At 61.0% G+C, this 17,341-nt stretch carries 16 protein-coding genes, 1 pseudogene, 2 riboswitches and 1 other annotated feature; of the genes and pseudogenes, 2 read left to right on the top strand and 15 right to left on the bottom strand.

Going from position 1 to position 17,341, the window contains the following annotated elements:
* Positions 1 to 52: 52 nt before the first annotated feature.
* A complete protein-coding gene (locus ACTO5E_RS00085; protein WP_482300485.1) occupies positions 53 to 406 on the top strand; it encodes a helix-turn-helix domain-containing protein in 354 nt (117 codons plus the stop codon).
* A gap of 106 nt (positions 407 to 512) precedes the next feature.
* Here the strand turns inward: ACTO5E_RS00085 and ACTO5E_RS00080 are convergent, their stop codons facing one another.
* The 15 genes and pseudogenes from ACTO5E_RS00080 to ACTO5E_RS00010 all read right to left on the bottom strand — a co-directional run bounded on the left by ACTO5E_RS00080 (position 513) and on the right by ACTO5E_RS00010 (position 16,156).
* A complete protein-coding gene (locus tag ACTO5E_RS00080) occupies positions 513 to 995 on the bottom strand; it encodes a hypothetical protein (RefSeq protein ID WP_482300483.1) in 483 nt (160 codons plus the stop codon).
* A gap of 80 nt (positions 996 to 1,075) precedes the next feature.
* On the bottom strand, positions 1,076 to 3,604 hold the full coding sequence (gene leuS, locus ACTO5E_RS00075; protein ID WP_482300482.1) for a leucine--tRNA ligase: 2,529 nt from the start codon (positions 3,602 to 3,604) through the stop codon (positions 1,076 to 1,078).
* Positions 3,605 to 3,686: 82 nt separating this feature from the next.
* Positions 3,687 to 3,947, bottom strand: a binding site (T-box leader).
* Positions 3,948 to 4,050: 103 nt separating this feature from the next.
* Positions 4,051 to 4,263, bottom strand: a complete 213-nt coding sequence (locus tag ACTO5E_RS00070; RefSeq protein ID WP_482300480.1) for a hypothetical protein — start codon at positions 4,261 to 4,263, stop codon at positions 4,051 to 4,053.
* A gap of 183 nt (positions 4,264 to 4,446) precedes the next feature.
* Entirely contained in the window at positions 4,447 to 5,469 is a 1,023-nt protein-coding gene (locus ACTO5E_RS00065; protein ID WP_482300478.1) for a GNAT family N-acetyltransferase, read from the bottom strand.
* A gap of 16 nt (positions 5,470 to 5,485) precedes the next feature.
* Positions 5,486 to 5,998: a hypothetical protein gene (locus ACTO5E_RS00060; RefSeq protein WP_482300477.1), complete on the bottom strand. Its 513-nt coding sequence runs from the start codon at positions 5,996 to 5,998 to the stop codon at positions 5,486 to 5,488.
* A 4-nt stretch (positions 5,999 to 6,002) separates the two neighbouring features.
* Positions 6,003 to 6,350 carry a ribosome silencing factor gene (rsfS, locus tag ACTO5E_RS00055; protein WP_482300475.1) on the bottom strand — a complete coding sequence of 116 codons (348 nt, stop codon included), beginning with the start codon at positions 6,348 to 6,350 and terminating at the stop codon, positions 6,003 to 6,005.
* Positions 6,347 to 6,934 carry a bis(5'-nucleosyl)-tetraphosphatase (symmetrical) YqeK gene (gene yqeK / locus ACTO5E_RS00050; RefSeq protein ID WP_482300474.1) on the bottom strand — a complete coding sequence of 196 codons (588 nt, stop codon included), beginning with the start codon at positions 6,932 to 6,934 and terminating at the stop codon, positions 6,347 to 6,349. Before yqeK ends, rsfS begins: the two co-directional genes overlap by 4 nt.
* Positions 6,931 to 7,545: a nicotinate (nicotinamide) nucleotide adenylyltransferase gene (gene nadD / locus ACTO5E_RS00045; protein ID WP_482300472.1), complete on the bottom strand. Its 615-nt coding sequence runs from the start codon at positions 7,543 to 7,545 to the stop codon at positions 6,931 to 6,933. Before nadD ends, yqeK begins: the two co-directional genes overlap by 4 nt.
* A complete protein-coding gene (yhbY, locus tag ACTO5E_RS00040) occupies positions 7,542 to 7,841 on the bottom strand; it encodes a ribosome assembly RNA-binding protein YhbY (protein WP_482300583.1) in 300 nt (99 codons plus the stop codon). Before yhbY ends, nadD begins: the two co-directional genes overlap by 4 nt.
* A 334-nt stretch (positions 7,842 to 8,175) precedes the next feature.
* Positions 8,176 to 9,186, bottom strand: coding sequence for an RdgB/HAM1 family non-canonical purine NTP pyrophosphatase (rdgB, locus tag ACTO5E_RS00035; protein WP_482300470.1), 1,011 nt, complete (start codon positions 9,184 to 9,186; stop codon positions 8,176 to 8,178).
* A gap of 345 nt (positions 9,187 to 9,531) precedes the next feature.
* A pseudogene (gene ftsY / locus ACTO5E_RS00030) lies at positions 9,532 to 10,440 on the bottom strand (signal recognition particle-docking protein FtsY); the annotation flags it as partial.
* Positions 10,441 to 10,529: 89 nt separating this feature from the next.
* Positions 10,530 to 10,712 carry a DUF6440 family protein gene (locus tag ACTO5E_RS00025; RefSeq protein WP_482300469.1) on the bottom strand — a complete coding sequence of 61 codons (183 nt, stop codon included), beginning with the start codon at positions 10,710 to 10,712 and terminating at the stop codon, positions 10,530 to 10,532.
* 85 nt (positions 10,713 to 10,797) lie between these two features.
* Positions 10,798 to 10,980 carry a DUF6440 family protein gene (locus ACTO5E_RS00020; protein WP_482300469.1) on the bottom strand — a complete coding sequence of 61 codons (183 nt, stop codon included), beginning with the start codon at positions 10,978 to 10,980 and terminating at the stop codon, positions 10,798 to 10,800.
* A gap of 63 nt (positions 10,981 to 11,043) precedes the next feature.
* A complete protein-coding gene (gene smc / locus ACTO5E_RS00015) occupies positions 11,044 to 14,622 on the bottom strand; it encodes a chromosome segregation protein SMC (protein ID WP_482300467.1) in 3,579 nt (1,192 codons plus the stop codon).
* Positions 14,623 to 14,800: 178 nt separating this feature from the next.
* Complete coding sequence (locus ACTO5E_RS00010; RefSeq protein ID WP_482300466.1) at positions 14,801 to 16,156, bottom strand: MATE family efflux transporter; 1,356 nt, start codon at positions 16,154 to 16,156, stop codon at positions 14,801 to 14,803.
* 326 nt (positions 16,157 to 16,482) lie between these two features.
* Positions 16,483 to 16,575, top strand: a riboswitch (cyclic di-GMP riboswitch).
* A gap of 7 nt (positions 16,576 to 16,582) precedes the next feature.
* A riboswitch (cyclic di-GMP riboswitch) is annotated at positions 16,583 to 16,667 on the top strand.
* 39 nt (positions 16,668 to 16,706) lie between these two features.
* Between ACTO5E_RS00010 and ACTO5E_RS00005 the strand changes: the two genes are divergently transcribed.
* Positions 16,707 to 17,341 (top strand): hypothetical protein (locus ACTO5E_RS00005; protein WP_482300464.1); only part of this gene is annotated, 635 nt, incomplete at its 3' end.

Below are 17,341 nucleotides of genomic sequence, written 5' to 3'. Positions count from 1 at the left end.
TATGTTATAATATATGTTATAAGGACAATAAACCTTTAAAAAGGAGCAAATCATGTCAGACTACTACAAAGCTCTGCGGGAAATGCTGCGCAGCGTGCGGCTGGCCTGCGGTTTTTCTCAAAGGGCGGTAGCCGAAGCCCTGGGCATCACCCGCTCTGCCTACACCTACTATGAGACCGGGAAAACGGCGCCGGACATCCCCGCCCTGCTGACCCTGGCCAGTGTGTTCTCTCTGCCAGCTGAGGCCTTTCTCCACCCCGAGGACTTCGCCGGCCTGGAATCCGCCCGCCGCCGGGTGCCCAAGCGGGTTGAGCCGGACCTCTCTCACATTGGCAACCTGCGGGAGGAGGAAAAAGCCCTGGTAGCCTGCTTTCGGGCGGCGCAGGCCGGAAACTGCCCTAAATAGCGAAACGCCGGAGCGTCCCATGCCCCGGCGTTTTTATTTTGCAGCCTATGCGGTTCAAAAATCGCGCTCCTCCTCTGGACCAGAGCGCAAAAGCGACCCGTATGCCTCAGCGGATCTTCGCGTGCTGCCTGCGGTAGCTGTCGTTGTCCTTGCGTTCCAGCTCGCTTTCGGCCCGCTTCAGCAGCCGTTCCAAGCGTTCCTTCTCCGGGCCCTGGACCTGGTCCGCCCGGCCTCGCAGGTCCTCCACCTTTTTCCGGGCGGCCTCAATCTCCCGGTCCACCTGGTCCGTGTCCGTGGTAGTGACCTCCGCTGGCCTTCCCTGCTCCTTCTGGCTCCCGGGAGCCTCCTTTGGCGGGGCGAAGCTCACCCGCGGCCCCTCCTGGCTGGCCTCTATTTCGTAGAGACCGGGAGCGCCCTCCGGCTTTTGGGGGGTATACTGGTCCGGGGCCTGATAGAATTCCCCCTTTGCCCCCTGCTCCACGGGCTTCTCCTGAGGGGAGCGGCTGGCTTCCCGGGCCTGCTGGGCCTGTTGGGTCTGCTGAGCGGTCAATTCATGGTTGATGGTGTTTCTCACGGGGTTAATCTGCATAAAAAGCGCCTCCTGTCTCCTTTTCTTTATGATACACCCGGTCCGGCGGCTTGTCAACTTAACGTTTTCTTATCTTTCCCCTACTTTGTCACCAGATTGACCAGCTTGCCAGGGACGTAAATCTCCTTAACCAGCGTCTTCCCGGCAATTTCTCCGGCAATCTTATCCTCTGCCTTGGCCGCGGCAATGGCCTCCTCCTTGGTGATGTCCGCCGGCACATTCAGCCGGGCCCGGACCTTGCCCTTGACCTGCACTACAATCTCAATGGTGCTCTCCTTGGTCTTGGCCTCGTCGTACCTGGGCCAGGGCTGCTGGCAGGCCAGCCCTTCGCCCAGGCCGCACTCCGCCCACACCTCCTCGGTGACATGGGGGGCAAAGGGGTTCAGCAGCAGGGTAAAAACACGCAGCTCGCCCCGGGTAATGCCGTTCTGGGCAGTCAGCTCATTCATCAGGGCCATCAGCGCCGCAATGGCGGTGTTGAACTTCAGGGTCTCCGTGTCCTCGCTCACCTTTTTGATGGTCCGGTGGAAGGCGGTCTCCAACTGAGGCCGCAGCTCGTCGCTGTCCACCAGCTCCTCCCGCAGGCTCCAATAGCGGTCAATCAGCCGGCGGCAGCCCTTCACTCCGGCGGTGCTCCAAGGGGCGGCCTTCTCAAAGTCGCCCACAAACATCTCGTAAAGACGCATGGTGTCAGCGCCATACTCCTCTACAATGTCGTCGGGGTTGATGACATTATTGAGGGACTTGCTCATTTTGACAATGGGGTGGTTGGCCATTTCGCCGTACTTCTCCGCCAGGGCCTCCTGAGCCTTTTTCTCGCTGCCAAACTCCTCAACCAGCCGCTTCTGCTCCTCCTCGGGCAGGTTTTGGAAATTGTGGGGGTTAAAGCCCAGAATCATGCCGTGGCTGGTGCGTTTGCCATAGGGCTCGGCTGTGGGCACTACGCCGATATCATACAAAAACTTGTGCCAGAACCTGCTGTACAGCAGGTGCAGGGTGGTGTGCTCCATGCCGCCGTTATACCAGTCAATGGGCGACCAGTAGTCCAAAGCCTCCTTGCTGGCCAGAGCGTTGGGGTTGTGAGGGTCCATATACCGCAAAAAGTACCAGGAGGACCCAGCCCACTGAGGCATGGTGTCAGTCTCCCGCTTGGCGGGCCCGCCGCAGCAGGGGCAGCTGGCGTTTACCCAATCGGTCATGTGGGCCAGGGGGGACTCCCCGGTGTCGGTGGGCTCATAAGAGTCCACCTGAGGGAGCCGCAGGGGCAGCTCGCTCTCCGGAATGGGCTGCCAGCCGCACTTCTCGCAGTACACCATGGGAATGGGCTCGCCCCAGTACCGCTGGCGGGAGAACACCCAGTCCCGCAGCTTATAGTTTACTTTGGCATGGCCAATGCCCTGCTCCTCCAGGTATTCCGTGATGCGCTTCTTAGCCTCCTCCACCGAGAGGCCGTCCAGAATGCCGGAGTTCACCATCACCCCGGTGTCGCAGTCGGTAAATGCCGCCTCCTGGACATTTCCGCCCTGAACCACCTCAATGATGGGCAGCTGGAATTTCTTGGCAAAGTCCCAGTCCCGGCTGTCGTGGGCAGGCACGGCCATAATGGCCCCGGTGCCGTAGCTCACCAGCACATAGTCGCTGATGAAAATAGGAATCTCCTTCCCCGTAACCGGGTTGACGGCAGTGACCCCTTCCAGCCGGACGCCGGTTTTGTCTTTTTGCATCTCCGTGCGCTCAAAGTCCGACTTTCTGGCCGCCTGGGCCTGATACTCCCGCACCGCCTCTATATTGGCAAGCTGGTCCGCCCACTTCTCAATATAGGGGTGCTCGGGGGAGATGACCATATAGGTGGCCCCATACAGGGTGTCGGGCCGGGTGGTGTAGATGGTGAGCTGGTCCCCGGCGGAGGTGGCAAAATCCACCTCCGCGCCCGTGGAGCGGCCGATCCAATTCTTCTGCTGGGCCTTCACCCGGTCCGGATAGTCTACCGTGTCCAGGTCGTCAATGAGCCGCTGGGCATACTCGGTGATCTTCAGCATCCACTGGGACTTATCCTTGTGCACCACCTCGCTGCCGCAGCGCTCGCACACGCCGTTGACCACTTCCTCGTTGGCCAGCACACACTTGCAGCTGGTACACCAGTTCACGTTCATTTCCTTTTTGTAGGCCAGTCCGTGCTTGTAGAGCTGCAAAAAAATCCACTGGGTCCACTTGTAGTAGTCCGGGTCAATGGTGCACACCTCCCGGCTCCAGTCAAAGGAAATGCCCAGGGCCTTGATCTGCCGGGTAAAATTGGCAATGTTCCGCCGGGTAATGCCCTCGGGGTGGACGTGGTTTTTGATGGCGTAGTTCTCGGCGGGAAGGCCAAAGGCGTCCCAACCAATGGGGTAGAGAACGTTATAGCCCTGCATCCGACGCTTCCGGGCCACCACATCCAAAGCGGTGTAGGGCCGGGGATGGCCCACATGCAGCCCCTGCCCCGAGGGGTAGGGGAACTCGATGAGCGCGTAGAACTTGGGCTTTTCCGACTTGTCCTCTGCGTGGAAGACCCCGGCCTCCTCCCAGGCCTTTTGCCATTTGGGCTCTGTGGCCCTGTGGTCGTACTTCATTGTTATCATCCTTTCCTATGGATTTCAGCTCTGCGGGAGCAGAGCCGGGCGGCAGAAGAAAAACCCCGGACGCTTCCAAAGCATCCGGGGCGAAAAATTCAAAAATTTTCGCGGTACCACCCGTGATTTCGGGATATGCTCACGCATATCCCCTCATAGCCTCCAACAAGGCTGGCGCATAACGCCGCCACACGTCCCAAGCCTACTGAACGCCGGGCAAAGCCGCGCCTTTGGGCAGGGAGACTCAGGGACCAGTATACGCGCTGCGCCTCCTGCCTGCTCGCACCACCCGCAGGCTCTCTGAAAAGCGGCTACAGCGCCTTCTTCCCGTCACAGTCTTTCCATATTGTTTTTACGATTATACACTACCCGGCGGAGTTTGTCAAGCCGGAAATGGAGGGGGAAGGAACGCTGCCTCTGCGGCTAAAATTTTGTGTTTCCTTCCATCACCATTTTCCTTTGACAATTCTTCCTCCCACAAGAATAAAGCAGAAAGCGAAAGCCATGAGAGAAAGGGAGAGCCAAACCGGGCTGAGCACCCAGAGCCAGGGCCAGGAGAGCGCTCCCGTCAGCTTCAGTACAATGAAAATCAGCGTTAAGGTTGAGACAAATCCCATACCGGAACTTCCAGACCTTTTGTACATTTCTTTTTTCTCCATAGTGAAATCCTCTCAGCTGTCTAGGGCTTGTTTGAAAATAGAGAAAATGCCGGATTTTTGATCCAAAGGAGGCGATTTCAAGGAAAAAACCGCAAGTCAATCTCGCGATTGACGAGGATTTTCGACGCAGAAAGCGACTGCTTTGAGGCAAAAAGACGGGGTTTTCGATTTTTCAAACGAGCCCTAAATATTCTTGTTGATCTCCCGCACGATCTCCTCCACCAGAATGTCCCCAGCCGCCAGCAGCTCCTTGATGGGCCTGCCCTCTCCGTTGGGGCCATTCCGCCAGTAGTTCTCCGCCAGCCGCAGGTTTTCCTCTTTGTCCGGGGCGCCGTCAAAGCAGTTGCAGGCGTCTCCGGCAAAGAGCCTGCCATGCACCCGCAGTCTGACAATGTGGTAGGTGGGCCTGCGGCAGTCGTTGGCAAAAAACGCCGCCCAGTCCTCCGCCTCCCCCAGGGTTTCTGACACGAACAAGCAGGCCATCCGGGAGGGATACTGGGGAAACCGCCTTTGGCGCACCTCCTCCATGGCCAGCTCCCGCAGGGCCACTTTGGTGTGGTGGTCCAGGTCCGCGCCCGCATAGGCCGCGGGGTCTGCGTAGATTTTCTCCACCAGCTCCCGCTTGTCCATCACCCGGGCGTAGACCCCGTTATGGTGGTCCTGGTCAAACAAAATGCGCTGGCCCGGCCTCATGGGCCGCTCGGTGACCACATGATAAACCACTGTCCCCTCCATGGGACAGCCCTCCTCTGCCAAAATATCTCTGGCGAATATGCTGTCCACATCCCCGCCGTAATTTTCCAGCTCGTCAATTTTGGCAAAGCCGTACCTCTCATACAGTCCTGTATGCTCCGAGGGGATATACACCCGCCGGAAGCCCTGCTCCCGGGCATACTCCACCGCGCCCTCCACCAGCAGCCCGCAGACGCCCCGGCCCCGAAAGGCCTCGTCCACAAAAACCGTGCTGATCCAGGGAGAATAGCGGTTCTCTGGGTAGTAGTCCTTTTCCATCAGGGTGCAGAAGCCCACCACAGACCCACCGGCCAGGGCGGCGAAAACCGCCTCCCAGGCGGCAAAAGCCCCCTCCTGCATCATCCGGGCCAGATGGGGGCCGGCCTCCCAGGGGCAGGCGGCGGCATATTCCGCCAGGGCCTGCCAAAGGGGCTGGCCAGGGGCCAGACGCCTGACCTGCACTTGATCCTCCATTGCTCCCGTCATCCTTTCAGACTGAGGCCTCCGCCTCATACTTCATCAAAAACCGGTGCTCCTCCTCCATCAGAGCCTTTACCTCCGGCAGGTCCGCTGGGCAAAGGCCAGGAATCGCCAGGGCTTTCGCGCCGCAGTGATACCGCTTCTCCCCGTCCGGCATCTCATAGACATACACCCTCTCAGAGGGAGTACCCTTGCAGAAATCCTCTCCGTTGGCGATACATCGCGCTTCCCGATACCCCTTGCCGCTTACCACATCCGCCACAATCTTCTCAAACCGGGGGGAGTATCCCCGACAGGCGGAAAAGCGCAGGCCAAAAAAGGGCTTGCCTCTTTTATCAAAGCCCATTTTGGCAATCTGCTTTCTGTGCATGGGGCAGGCGAACACAATATTCTCCCGCTGCTTTTTGGGGCCATACCCCAGGCCGGACAGGTGAAGAATCAGCTCTCGATAGACCTGGGCCAGCTCCGGCTCTATTCGGGCCAGGTAGGCCTCAACCAGCTCCGCCTGCTTCTTGGTGCGCATGGGCTCAGTCCTCCTGCCACTTCACCTTTGTGCCGTCCACCCAAAGCCTGTCCAAATCATAGAAGTCCCGGGCCTCCTGGGTGAAGATGTGCACTACCACATTGGCGTAGTCCAGCAAAATCCAGCTGTCAGAGCGGTAGCCCTCAATGCGGGCAGGGGTCGTGCCCTGCTCCTTCAGCTTTTCCTCCAGCTCGTCCGAAAGGGAGCGCACATGGGTGCTCCCCCGGCCTGTGGCGATGACGAAATAGTCCGCCAGACTGGAAATAGCGTCAATTTTTATCACACTGATATTCTCGGCCTTTTTGCTGTCCAGCAGCCGGGCCGTCTGTCTTGCCAACTCATATGAACTCATAGCTTCTGTTCCTTTCTCGCTTCCAGGGTCCAAAGCGCTTCGTTATAGGCCTCGATCGACCGGGGCTCTAGGGTGAGCCGCTGCTCCATGCGCTCGGGTATGGTAAAGGCGATGCCCTCCACCATCACTTCTTCCAGGCTGCTCCCGCTGAGGAGGCGCAGCTCCTCCACTCCAGGGTAGTCCCGGTCGTCGGAGATATAGTCCGCCGCAAACAGCACCTTGTCCAGCAAAGTCATGCCCGCCTTGCCGCCGGTGTGGCAGGCCACGGCCTCAATGACCTCCCGGTCTTCCACCCCCAGCACATGCTCAATATACGCCGCGCCCGACACCGCGTGCCACAGCTTGACATTGCGCCGCTCGGCCTCTGTGAGCATGATACCATATTTCTCGATGATTTTCAACTGCTCCTCTGGGGGCGTGTCCTTCATAATGTCGTGAAGAATGCCCGCAAGCCTGGCCTTTTCTACATCCGCGCCGTATTTTTCCGCCAGCCGGGCCGCGCACCGGGCCACGCATTGGCTGTGGTAAAACCGCTTTTCCGTCAAATGCTTTTTTACTTCCGCTTCATATTCCTCAAAGGTCATGGCTGCCGCCTCCCATATATTTCATGTTGGCGGATATACTCCGCCACGCCCTCGGGCACCAGGGCGGAAAGCTCCGCCCCCTGCCGGGCCAGCTCCCGCACCTGGGTGGAGGAGATATCCCAGAAGGGGATGCTCTCCACCGCGCACCGGGCCCCCAAGGCCTCTAGGCGGCGGGCCTTTTCTTTCAGGCGTTCCAGGCCCTGGGGGCTGCGGGGGGCCGCGCACAGCACGGCCCGGCGGAGGATTTCCCCTGCCTCATGCCACCGGTCCACTGTCAGAAACATGTCCTCCCCCATCAGCAAAAAGAGCTGGTCGCCAGGATAAAGCTCGTTCAGCCGGGCCAGGGTGTCAGAGGTAAAGCTTTGGCCGGGGCGGTCCAGCTCCACGGCGCTCACCTCCACCTGCCGGCCGGGCAGGGCCTTTGCCGCCAGACGGCACATAGCCGCCCGGTGCTCCCCCGGGGCCAGGTCCGGGGCCTGCTTGTGGGGGGGCACTCCCGCAGGCACCAGCAGCGCCCGGTCCAGAGCCAGACGCTCCATAAACTCCCCCAGAATGTGCACATGCCCCCGGTGAATGGGATTGAAGCTGCCGCCGTATACCGCTGTCCTCATGGCCGGGGGAGGATGATTTTCGGGTCCTTCCTCCGGGGACGGTACAGCACAAACCGGGTGCCGATGACCTGCACCACCTGGCTGCGGGTGGCCCCGGCAATGGCCTCGGCGGCGTCCCGGGGGGTCTCGGGGCAGGTGTCGGGGAGGATGCGGCCCTTGATGAGCTCCCGCTTTTCCAGAGCCTCGTCGGCCTGCTTATAGACCTCCGGGCCCAGTCCGGCCTTGCCTACATACAGGATGGTGTCTAAATTCACGGCAAGTGAGCGCAGATACGCCCGCTGCTTACTGGTCAATATAAGTCCCTCATTTCTCAATCAAATTATCTGCTTAGCTTGTTCCTCAAAGGGCGCCGGGGCCCTGTCCGCATACCCCTGACAGGCCCCACGGCTCCCGTTCAGGCTCCGCCGATACAGCAGGGATAGATTCTCGGGACGCCATTGCTGTCGTAGGTGACAGTAGTGCAGCCACTTCTCCTGAACAAAGCGTCCCGCTTCCTTCAGACTCTTTAAGGGGGCTTGGGCCGGAAAGGCATTTGCCCTTTCATGGCTGAATCTTTCCTTCACAGCCGGGAAGCCCGCTCAGTCAGGGGGCGCAGAATCAACCGGTCTGCCACAAAAGCCAGGACGCCGGTTATTTTCTCCGCCGCTGGAACGCCACGATCTCCGGGTCTGCGCCGTTTTCGCCGTATTCAGCCACCATCAGGTAGTTCTCGTCAGCGGTGAGCCCATAGCAGCGGTCGCTGTCCCCCTTGCACAGCTGGTTGCCCAGGTAGACCCGGTTGTCCTCCCACAGCTTGGTCTTCTGCCCGCCGGGCAGGGCGTATTCCAGGTTGATGTATGAGCCCAACAGCGCGTTCAGGTCTGTGACCTCCTCCATGTCCTCAATGCCCAGGGCGTTGAACTCCCGGATGAGCTGGGCCTTCAGCCCGCAGGGCGCGCCAAAGGGCTGGCATTTGCCGCAGCCTCCCTTTTGGGCGCATTGGGCAATGACGCAGTTCTTTTCCAGCTCTCCGCAGCCAGGACAGCCGCTCCGGCCCGGGCACCGGGCGCAGTCCAGGCCGCAAATGGTGGGCTCACCCTGGCCAAGATAGGCCTTCAGCTTTCTCTCAAAGGCGGCAAAGGCATGGCCCCGGTGGCTGCGGGCGTCCTTCTCCTCTGGGGTCAGCTCTCCAAAGGTCACCCCGTCCTGCTCAAAAATGGAGTCGTAGCCAAAGCCGTTCTCTCCCCGGCTTTCCAGAGCAATTCTGCCAAAACACTTGCCCTCAGCCTCCACCCGGTCCCCATTGGGGAACACACAGCACACCGCGCTGACAAAGTGGGCGCCCCGCTGTCCGGCGGGAACTCCCTCCAGCTTCTTCAGCACCGTCAGCCGCCGCTGGCCGGGCTGGGCAAACCGGGCCGAGTAAATGCCCGGCGCTCCGTCCAGAAAGTCCACGCACAGCCCCGAGTCGTCCGCCACAGCAGGCAGGCCGGTCTCCCGGCAGGCCGCCGCCGCTTTGATATAGGCGTTCCCGGCAAAGGTGGTCCCGGTCTCCTCCGCCTCCGTAATGTCCATGGTCACCGCCTCAATGCCCATGGGCTCCAGCAGACGCTGGAATTCCACCAGCTTGCCCTTATTATGGGTGGCAATCACAAATTTCATGAAAGAACGCTCCTCTGTTTTTTATTTGTTCCCCTGACTTTGGGTGGTAAGCAGCAGATTTCTCACCAGCCGCTGGTCGTCCCGGTCCAGCTCCCGGTCGTCCCGCCAGCGGAGCAGCTCAGGCAGCAGCTCCTGAACGCTCCCGCCCTGGTCCAGCCGGCCCATCAGCTCCTCGGCAAACCGCCGGAAGCGCTGGTGCCGGTCCTCCGGACTCTCCTGAGGGCCCTCCGCCTCCTCTGAAGCAGGGGCGGCGGGGGCGGCGGTGAACAGAGCCGGTACTGCCGGGGCGGAGGCAGGGGCCTCCTGGGGCGTCTGCCGCTCCTCCTGGGGCTCTGCTTTCGCCTCCTCCATGTTGAACAGCGCGGCGGCAAAGGCAGCGGGCTCAAAGGGCTGCAGGTCGTCAATCTGCTCCCCCACCCCTACAAACTTCACCGGCAGGCCCAGCTCCCGCTTAATGGGCAGCACCACGCCCCCCTTGGGGGTGCCGTCCAGCTTGGTGAGCACAATGCCTGTGATGCTGGCCGCGCTCATGAACTCTCTGGCCTGGTTGACCCCGTTCTGGCCTGTGGACGCGTCCAGCACCAGCAGATTCTCCCGGTCGCAGCCAGGCAGCTCCCGGTCAATAACCCGGGAGATTTTCGACAGCTCGTCCATCAGATTCTTCTTGTTGTGCAGCCGCCCTGCCGTGTCGCAGATGATCACGTCGCAGTGCCGGGCCTTGGCCGCCGCAATGGTGTCGAACACCACCGCAGCCGGGTCCGCCCCCTCGCCGTGCTTGATCATGGGCACCTCCGCCCGCTGGGCCCACACCTCCAGCTGTTCAATAGCAGCGGCCCGGAAGGTGTCCGCCGCGCCCAGAATCACCGATTTGCCCTGGGCCTTGAGCATAGCCGCCATTTTGCCAATGGCAGTGGTCTTGCCCACGCCGTTGACCCCAATGACCAGCACGATTGAGGGCTGGGAGCCAATATGCAGGGCGCAGTCTCCCTGCAAAAGCCCTGTGACAATGCCCTGCAGCTCGCCCATAATCAGCCCCGGGTCTGTGATGCCCTTCTCCTTGATGTGCCGCCGCAGCTCCCCGGTGATGAACTCCGCGGTGTCCATGCCCACGTCGCCCATAACCAGCAGCTCCTCCAGCTCCTCAAACAGCTCCTCGTCAATTTTGGTAAAGGAGTTCACCATCAGGCTGATCTGCCCGCTGATGCTCTCCCGGGTCTTTTTCAGGCCCTGGCGTATTTTCTCAAACAGTCCCATGCTGGGTTCCTCCTCGTCTACAATCCCTTTTGCGAATCGGTTCGCGCCAAGCGGCTCTCCACATCTGCCGGATGCTGTTGGGCCCTCTGTTAACCGGCTGGGTGGGGCTCGGCCGGTGATGTTACCGGCTTTCCATCCTTGTCAAGCAGCGGGGTGAGGCCTCCCGCGTAGCCGTTTTTGTGATAAACGTAGTTTACTCCTGTTACGGTGTCTACCCAAATCTCTGTGATGCTAATCTTGCCCTGACTATACAATTTTTGAAAACGTTCCATAATATCTGCCTCCTGATATAGTTTTTATTTTTGTGCTTTGTTCTGAAGATGCCCCCCGCTCTACCCAATACCGTTGGGCCCTCTGTTAACCGGCTGGGTGGGGCTCGGCCGGCGATGTTACCGGCTTTCCATCCTTGTCAAGCAGCGGGGTGAGGCCTCCCGCGTAGCCGTTTTTGTGATAAACGTAGTTTACTCCTGTTACGGTGTCTACCCAAATCTCTGTGATGCTAATCTTGCCCTGACTATACAATTTCTGAAAACGTTCCATAATATATGCCTCCTGATATGGTTTTTATTTCCGAGTTTTCTTTATGCGCCCTGTAAGCCCCTTTTAGGTGACCCCGCTGAACTCCGCGGCCTCCTCCATCTTCATGGCCAGCAGCTTTGAGATGCCCTGGTCCTGCATGGTGACGCCATAGAGCATGTCGCTGCCCTCCATGGTGCCCCGGCGGTGGGTGATGGCAATGAACTGGCTCTTTGACGCCATGCGCCGCAGGTACTGGGCGAACCGGGCCACGTTCACGTCGTCCAGGGCGGCCTCGATCTCGTCCAGCACACAGAAGGGCGGCGGGTTCACCCGCATAATGGCGAAGTAGATGGAGATGGCCACCAGGGCCTTCTCGCCGCCGGAGAGGCTTTCGATGTGGGTGACGATCTTGCCCGGGGGGTGCACCTTGATCTCAATGCCCGAGGTGAGCACATCGCTGGGGTCGGTAAAGCTCAGCTCAGCCCCGCCGCCCCCGAACAGCTCCCGGAAGATGCGGCCGAAGTTCTCGTTGATCAGGGCAAAACGCTCGGTAAACAGCTCCTTCATCTGGCCGGTGAGCTGGTCGATGAGGGCCAGCAGCTCGGCCTTGGCCTTCTCCGCGTCCCCCACCTGCTTGCTGAGGAACTCGTACCGCTGGGACACCTCCTGGTACTCCACCACAGCCCCCACGTTCACCGCGCCCAGGGCCTTGATGCTGTTTTTCAGCTCCGCCAGCCGCCGCTGGGCCCCGGGCAGGTCGTCAATCTCCACGGCGATCTCCTGGGCCTCCCGGCGGGTGAGCTCATACTCCTCCCACAGCCGGTTGATCAGTCCATCGTACTCCTTCTGCAAATTGTCCGAACGCTCCTGGAGACGGGCCAGCTCCCGGCCCGCGTCCTCCCGGCGGGAGGCGGCCTCCCGTTCGTCCGCCCGCAGCTGAGCGGCCTCCTTTTCCAGCTGTTCCCGGCGTTGGGCGGCGTCCTCCGCCTGCCGGCGTTTTTGCTGGGCTTCGGCCCGCAGCTCCTCTTTTCTCTGTCTGTGGGCCTGGGTCTGCTCTTCCAGCTGAAGGGCGTTCTCCTCCAACCGAACAATTTCCGCCGCCAGCCGCTCCTGCTCGCCCTTTGCGTCCCGCTGACGGGCCTCCAAGCCGGCCAGGCTTTCACTGAGAGCGTCCCGGTCCTTCTGGGCGGAAAACTCCTCCATGCGCAGGGCCTGGATGGTCTCTCCAATCTCGTCCACCCGGTCCAGCTGCTCCTGGCGGCTGCCGGTGAGGCTCAGGCTCTTTTGCTGCCAGTCTGAGACCTCTCTCTCCCACCGGGCAATGCTCTCCCGGCAGAGGCCCTCCTCTCCGGCCAGCTCTGTCAGCCGGTTCCGGGCGGCAGCGCGCTCCTGCTCCAGCTCCTGGCCGGTCTGGACAGCCCCTGCCAGCTCCCGCTGGGCCTGGGCCAGCACGGCCGCCACCCGGGCTCGCTCCTCCTGGGCGGAGAACAGCTCTCCCTGAGCCGCCCCCAAAGAGCCCTCGCAGGCAGCCAGCTCCCGGCCGGCCTCCTGCCAGGCCTGCTTGGCCTCATCCGCCTTGGCCTGCAGGCCCGCGGCTTTTTCCCGCACCCGGGCAATCTCTCCGGCCCGGCTGAGCAGGCCGGAGTTCTTTACCCGGGAGCCGCCGGTCAAAGAGCCCCCGGCGTTGACCACCTGGCCGTCCAGGCTCACCACCCGAAAGCGGTAGCCTGTACGCTTGGCAATCGCCACGGCGCTGTCCAGGTCCTCGGCCACAGCCACCCGGCCCAGCAGCGAGTCCCGCACCCCCCGGTACTTGTCCTCGCAGCCGCACAGCTCCGAGGCCGCGCCCACATAGCCCGGCATACTCTCCAGCTCCCGCAGATCCCGGCTGTCCAAGGTGCGGCCCTTTACCGTGGTCAGGGGCAAAAAGGTGGCCCGGCCCTGGTCCCGGCTCTGCAGAAAACGAATAGCGGCCTTGGCGTCGCCGTCGGTCTCCGTGACGATGTTCTGCATGGCCGCGCCCAGGGCGGTTTCCAGGGCCACGGCGTACTCCCCGGGCACGGTGATGAGCCGGGTCACCGGCCCGCAAATGCCCCGCAGCAGCCCCCGCCCGGCCTCCTTCATCACAGCCTTCACGCTCTGGCCAAAGCCCTCCAGGTTCCGTTCCAGGTCCTCCAACAATCTGGCCCGGCGCAGCTGCTCGTTGGCATCCAGGGTCAGCCGGTCCAAAGCCTCCCGGGCAGACTGCACCCGGCTCTTCCGGCTGTCCAAGCGCATCTGCCAGCCCTTGACCGCGTTCTCCTTTGCGGCAATGTCCCTTTGCAGGCTGTCCAGCATTTCGGTCAGCTCCTGGCATTCCTCCTGGGCGGCAGACTGCCGCTCACGGTTCTGGCGGGCGCTCTCCTCCACTGCCTGGGCCCGGCGGGTGACCTCCACGGTGGAGGACTGGAGGGAGCTCATGCGCACCCTCTCCTCTGAAAGGCTGGCGTTGACCCCTGCCAGCTGGGCCGCGGCCTCCTCCAACTGACGGGTGGCCTGGTCCGCGTCCCGGCGCAGCTCCTCCAAACGGGCGGTGTAGCTGCTGAGCCTCTCCCGGCTGGCGGCAATGCGCTGCTCCTGCCGGGCCAGCTCCTGACGCTTCTCCTCCATCTCCTGCTGGGCTCCCTGCCCGGACTGGCGGGCGGACTCTGCCTGAGCCCGCAGCCTTTCCTGGTCCTGGCGGCTGTGGGCCAGCTCGCTTTGCAAAAGCCCGATCTCCCCTTCAGCCCGCAGGGCCTGTTCGTCCAGGGCAGCGGCCTCGTCCCGCAGCTGGTCCATCCGAGCGGTGCAGCCGCCGGTCTCCCGGAAGTTCTCCTCTGTGCGGCGGGAGAGCCGGGCAATCTCCTCCTCAATCTCCTGGCGGCAGGCGTTGGCAATGCCCAGCTTCTCCTGGTGCTCCCGCAGGGCCTCCGCGGCCCGGTCCAGCCCGGCCAGCCAGATGCCGATCTCCAACCCCTTCTTCTCCCCGTCATACTCAATAAACTTCTGGGCCTTTTCCGCCTGCTCCTTCAAGGGGCCCACCCGGCTTTCCAGCTCAGAGAGAATGTCCCGCAGGCGCACCAGGTTCTCCTCTGCCTTTCCCAGCCGCTTCTGGGCCTCCTCCTTGCGGTAGCGGTAGCGGGAGATGCCTGCGGCCTCCTCAAAAATTTCCCGGCGGTCCTCGCTGCGGGCGGCCACAATGCTGTCAATCTTGCCCTGGCCGATGATGGAATACCCGTCCCGGCCCAGGCCGGTGTCCATCAAAAGCTCGTTGATGTCCCGCAGGCGGACCGTGCTTTTGTTGATAAGGTATTCGCTCTCGCCCGAACGATAGTACCGCCGGGTGACCGCCACCTGGTCGTTGTCAAAGGGCAGGGCCCGGTCCGTATTGTCAATGGTCAAGCTGACCTCTGCAAAGCCCAGGGCCTTGCGCTGAGGCGTGCCGCCAAAAATCACGTCCTCCATTTTGGCGCAGCGCAGGGTGCGCAGAGACTGCTCGCCCAGCACCCAGCGCATGGCGTCGCTGATATTGCTTTTGCCGCTGCCATTGGGCCCCACCACGGCGGTGACACCCCGCTGAAAGGTGAGGGTGGTCTTGTCGGGAAAGGTCTTAAAGCCTTGCAGCTCCAGGGATTTGAGGATCATCGGGTCAACTCCTGTGATTTCGATTCTTTCTGTTATAGCGTAAAGCTCCTCATGTCCGCCTATGGACATGACAGCGTAAAAGTCTGTTGGGAAAAGTCCGCGCCTTCAGGACTTGTCAGAGCACATTATACCACGGCGGGCGGGGGGACGCAAGCCCTACCCGCCTGCCCCTTTCCGGTCAGCCAGCCGCCCGGGCCTCCCTCCGGTAATGATACCAGATCCCATAGGCGTCCGCCAGGGCCCAGCCAATGGGGATGGCTGCCCAGATGCCCACCGGTCCCACCCAGCCGGACAACACCGCTGCCAGGGCCACCCGGGTCCCCAGAGAGATCACTGTCAGCACCACAGACAGCATGGGCTTCTCTACTGCCCGGTAATAGCCGTACAGCATGAACAGCAGGCCAATGCCAATGTAGCAGGCCCCCTCAATCCGCAGGTACTCCACCCCTACCCGGATAACCTCCCCGCTGGCCCTGTCCACAAAAACGCCCATAAGCGCCGGGGCCAGCAGGCACACCAGCCCGCTCACCAGGGCGCAGAACACCGCCACGCTCAACGCCCCCTGACGGATGCCCGCCCGGATGCGCTCCCCTTTGCCCGCCCCGTAGTTCTGGGCCACAAACACAGAGAAAGCGTTGCCAAAGTCCTGCACAGGCATGTAGGCAATGGTGTCAATTTTCACCGCCACGGCAAAAGCCGCCATTACAGTGGCGCCAAAGCTGTTGACAATGCCCTGCACCAGCAGAATGCCGAAATTCATCATGGACTGCTGCAGGCAGGTGAGCCCTGAAAGGCTGAGAATCTGCCGGAAAGCCGCCGGGTCCCAGCCCATGTCCCGGCGGGCGACCCGGTATTCGGGGCAGGCCAGCAGATAATAAAGACAGATGCCCCCGCAAGAGACATACTGGGCAATCACCGTGGCTACCGCCGCCCCTTGAATCCCCATATCCAGGGTGATGACAAAAAACAGGTCCAGGCCCACGTTCAGCGCCACAGCTGCCGCCAGAAAACCCAGCGGGGCCGAGGAGTTGCCCATGCCCCGCAGCACATTGGCAAAGTAATTGTAGAGAAAGGTGGCAAAAAAGCCCGGGAACACCCAGAACAGATAGGTCCGCATGTCCCCGGCCAGCTCCTTCGGGGTCTGAAGCAGGGCAATGATAGGGTTCAGCAGAAGGTAAAACAGGGCCATCACCGCCAGGGTCAGCCCGCCGATAAACACCCCGGAAAGGTAAATTCCCTTGCGGATGGCCGGCTTGTCCCCCCGGCCAAAAGCAATGGAGAGATAAGCCCCGGTGCCCAGAGACAGCCCGATGACCACCGAGGTGAGAAAGGTGAGCAGCGTGTAAGATGAGCCCACCGCCGCCAGGGCGTTGTCTCCAATATAGCGGCCCACTACCCAGGTGTCCACCAGATTATACAGCTGCTGCAGCACATTGCCCAGCATAAGGGGAACCGCGAACAGCCACAGGCCAGCGGTAATGCTGCCGGTGGTCATGTCCCGGGTTTTGGTTTTTGCGATAGGGGCTTTGCTCATGGGGCCTCTCTCCTGTTCTGTGTGATAGGGATATTATACCAGCTTCCTGAGAGACGCGCAAGAGCCGCTTGGGGCCAATCTGCCTGCCGGGCGCGCCCTTTTGGGCCCTGGCACCCGCTATATTTTATTTCTATTACAGGCTTGCAATTTATAGCCTCGTGCTGTATAATATAGGAAAGATAGGATTTGTCTTCCACCGCCCGGTTTGGGTTGAGGGGAGACAGGTTCACAAAGCCCGGATGATAGGAGGGATTGCTATAAGAAATGAGCCCCCGCCGTGGCAGCAGCCCGTTGGCGCAACCGCCGGCGGCAGCGGGGAGACACGGCCAGGCGGTTGGCAAACTATCGGAAACGGTAGGACGCAAAGCCAAGGGAACTAAGGCCTTGTCCGGCAAGGCTAGGTTAGCCCGGCTGCTGGAAGACGACGCAGCCCGCCTGAAAGGGCGGTACGCAAAGCAAGGGGCCTAAGGCCGCGGAAAGCACCGCGCGCTATGGCAGCCCAGCCGCCGGATACTTTGCATCCGACAAACGAGCAAAGAGAGGTAATGAAATGAAAAATTCTACAAACAAATTTGGCAGGCGCGCCCTGGCCCTGCTGCTGGCCCTGACCATGTGCTTCAGTATGGTTATGAGCGCGGCGGCAGAGACCACCATGGTGAACACCAACAAAATAGTGTGTGACCTTGATGAGCACACGCACGACAATGCCTGCTACCAGTACTTTGCGCTCACCTGTGAGCAGCTCAAAACAGATGCCCATCACCATGACGCTGAGACTTGTGGTGAGATCGAGGTTGATAGGGAACTTCTCTGTATAAGCAAGGAGACCGAGGGCCATACCCACGGAGACAGCTGCTATACCGAAGAGACAATCTCCAACCTCGCCTGCGGGTTGGACGAATCTGAGGAGCACACCCACGATGCTAACTGCTATACCTCAGAGACAGTCTCCAACCTTACCTGCGAGCAAGGAGAATCCGAAGGTCACGCCCATGACGACAACTGCTATAAAGTCATTATGGGGTATGATTGTGGACTTGATGAAACCGAAGGGCATGAGCACACCACAGAGAAATGCTACAATTGGGTCTCTGTGGATCAAATTGCTTATCCTGAGAGCTACTACACAGTTGAGGATAAAGCCTCAGTCGACAAAGACAGCGAGGGCTACTTCAAGTACTTGAG

This window comes from Acutalibacter sp., assembly GCF_056800975.1.
Note: the sequence above shows the minus strand (reverse complement) of the source record. Positions and strands in the feature narration are given on the sequence as shown.

Coding starts and splice junctions, on each gene's coding strand:
- ACTO5E_RS00010 (WP_482300466.1), bottom strand. CDS start 16,156: ATGAGCAAAGCCCCTATCGCAAAAACCAAAACCCGGGACATGACCACC.
- ACTO5E_RS00070 (WP_482300480.1), bottom strand. CDS start 4,263: ATGGAGAAAAAAGAAATGTACAAAAGGTCTGGAAGTTCCGGTATGGGA.
- nadD (WP_482300472.1), bottom strand. CDS start 7,545: ATGAGGACAGCGGTATACGGCGGCAGCTTCAATCCCATTCACCGGGGG.
- ACTO5E_RS00060 (WP_482300477.1), bottom strand. CDS start 5,998: ATGCGCACCAAGAAGCAGGCGGAGCTGGTTGAGGCCTACCTGGCCCGA.
- smc (WP_482300467.1), bottom strand. CDS start 14,622: ATGATCCTCAAATCCCTGGAGCTGCAAGGCTTTAAGACCTTTCCCGAC.
- rsfS (WP_482300475.1), bottom strand. CDS start 6,350: ATGAGTTCATATGAGTTGGCAAGACAGACGGCCCGGCTGCTGGACAGC.
- ACTO5E_RS00080 (WP_482300483.1), bottom strand. CDS start 995: ATGCAGATTAACCCCGTGAGAAACACCATCAACCATGAATTGACCGCT.
- ACTO5E_RS00065 (WP_482300478.1), bottom strand. CDS start 5,469: ATGGAGGATCAAGTGCAGGTCAGGCGTCTGGCCCCTGGCCAGCCCCTT.
- yqeK (WP_482300474.1), bottom strand. CDS start 6,934: ATGACCTTTGAGGAATATGAAGCGGAAGTAAAAAAGCATTTGACGGAA.
- leuS (WP_482300482.1), bottom strand. CDS start 3,604: ATGAAGTACGACCACAGGGCCACAGAGCCCAAATGGCAAAAGGCCTGG.
- ACTO5E_RS00020 (WP_482300469.1), bottom strand. CDS start 10,980: ATGGAACGTTTTCAGAAATTGTATAGTCAGGGCAAGATTAGCATCACA.
- ACTO5E_RS00025 (WP_482300469.1), bottom strand. CDS start 10,712: ATGGAACGTTTTCAAAAATTGTATAGTCAGGGCAAGATTAGCATCACA.
- ACTO5E_RS00085 (WP_482300485.1), top strand. CDS start 53: ATGTCAGACTACTACAAAGCTCTGCGGGAAATGCTGCGCAGCGTGCGG.
- rdgB (WP_482300470.1), bottom strand. CDS start 9,186: ATGAAATTTGTGATTGCCACCCATAATAAGGGCAAGCTGGTGGAATTC.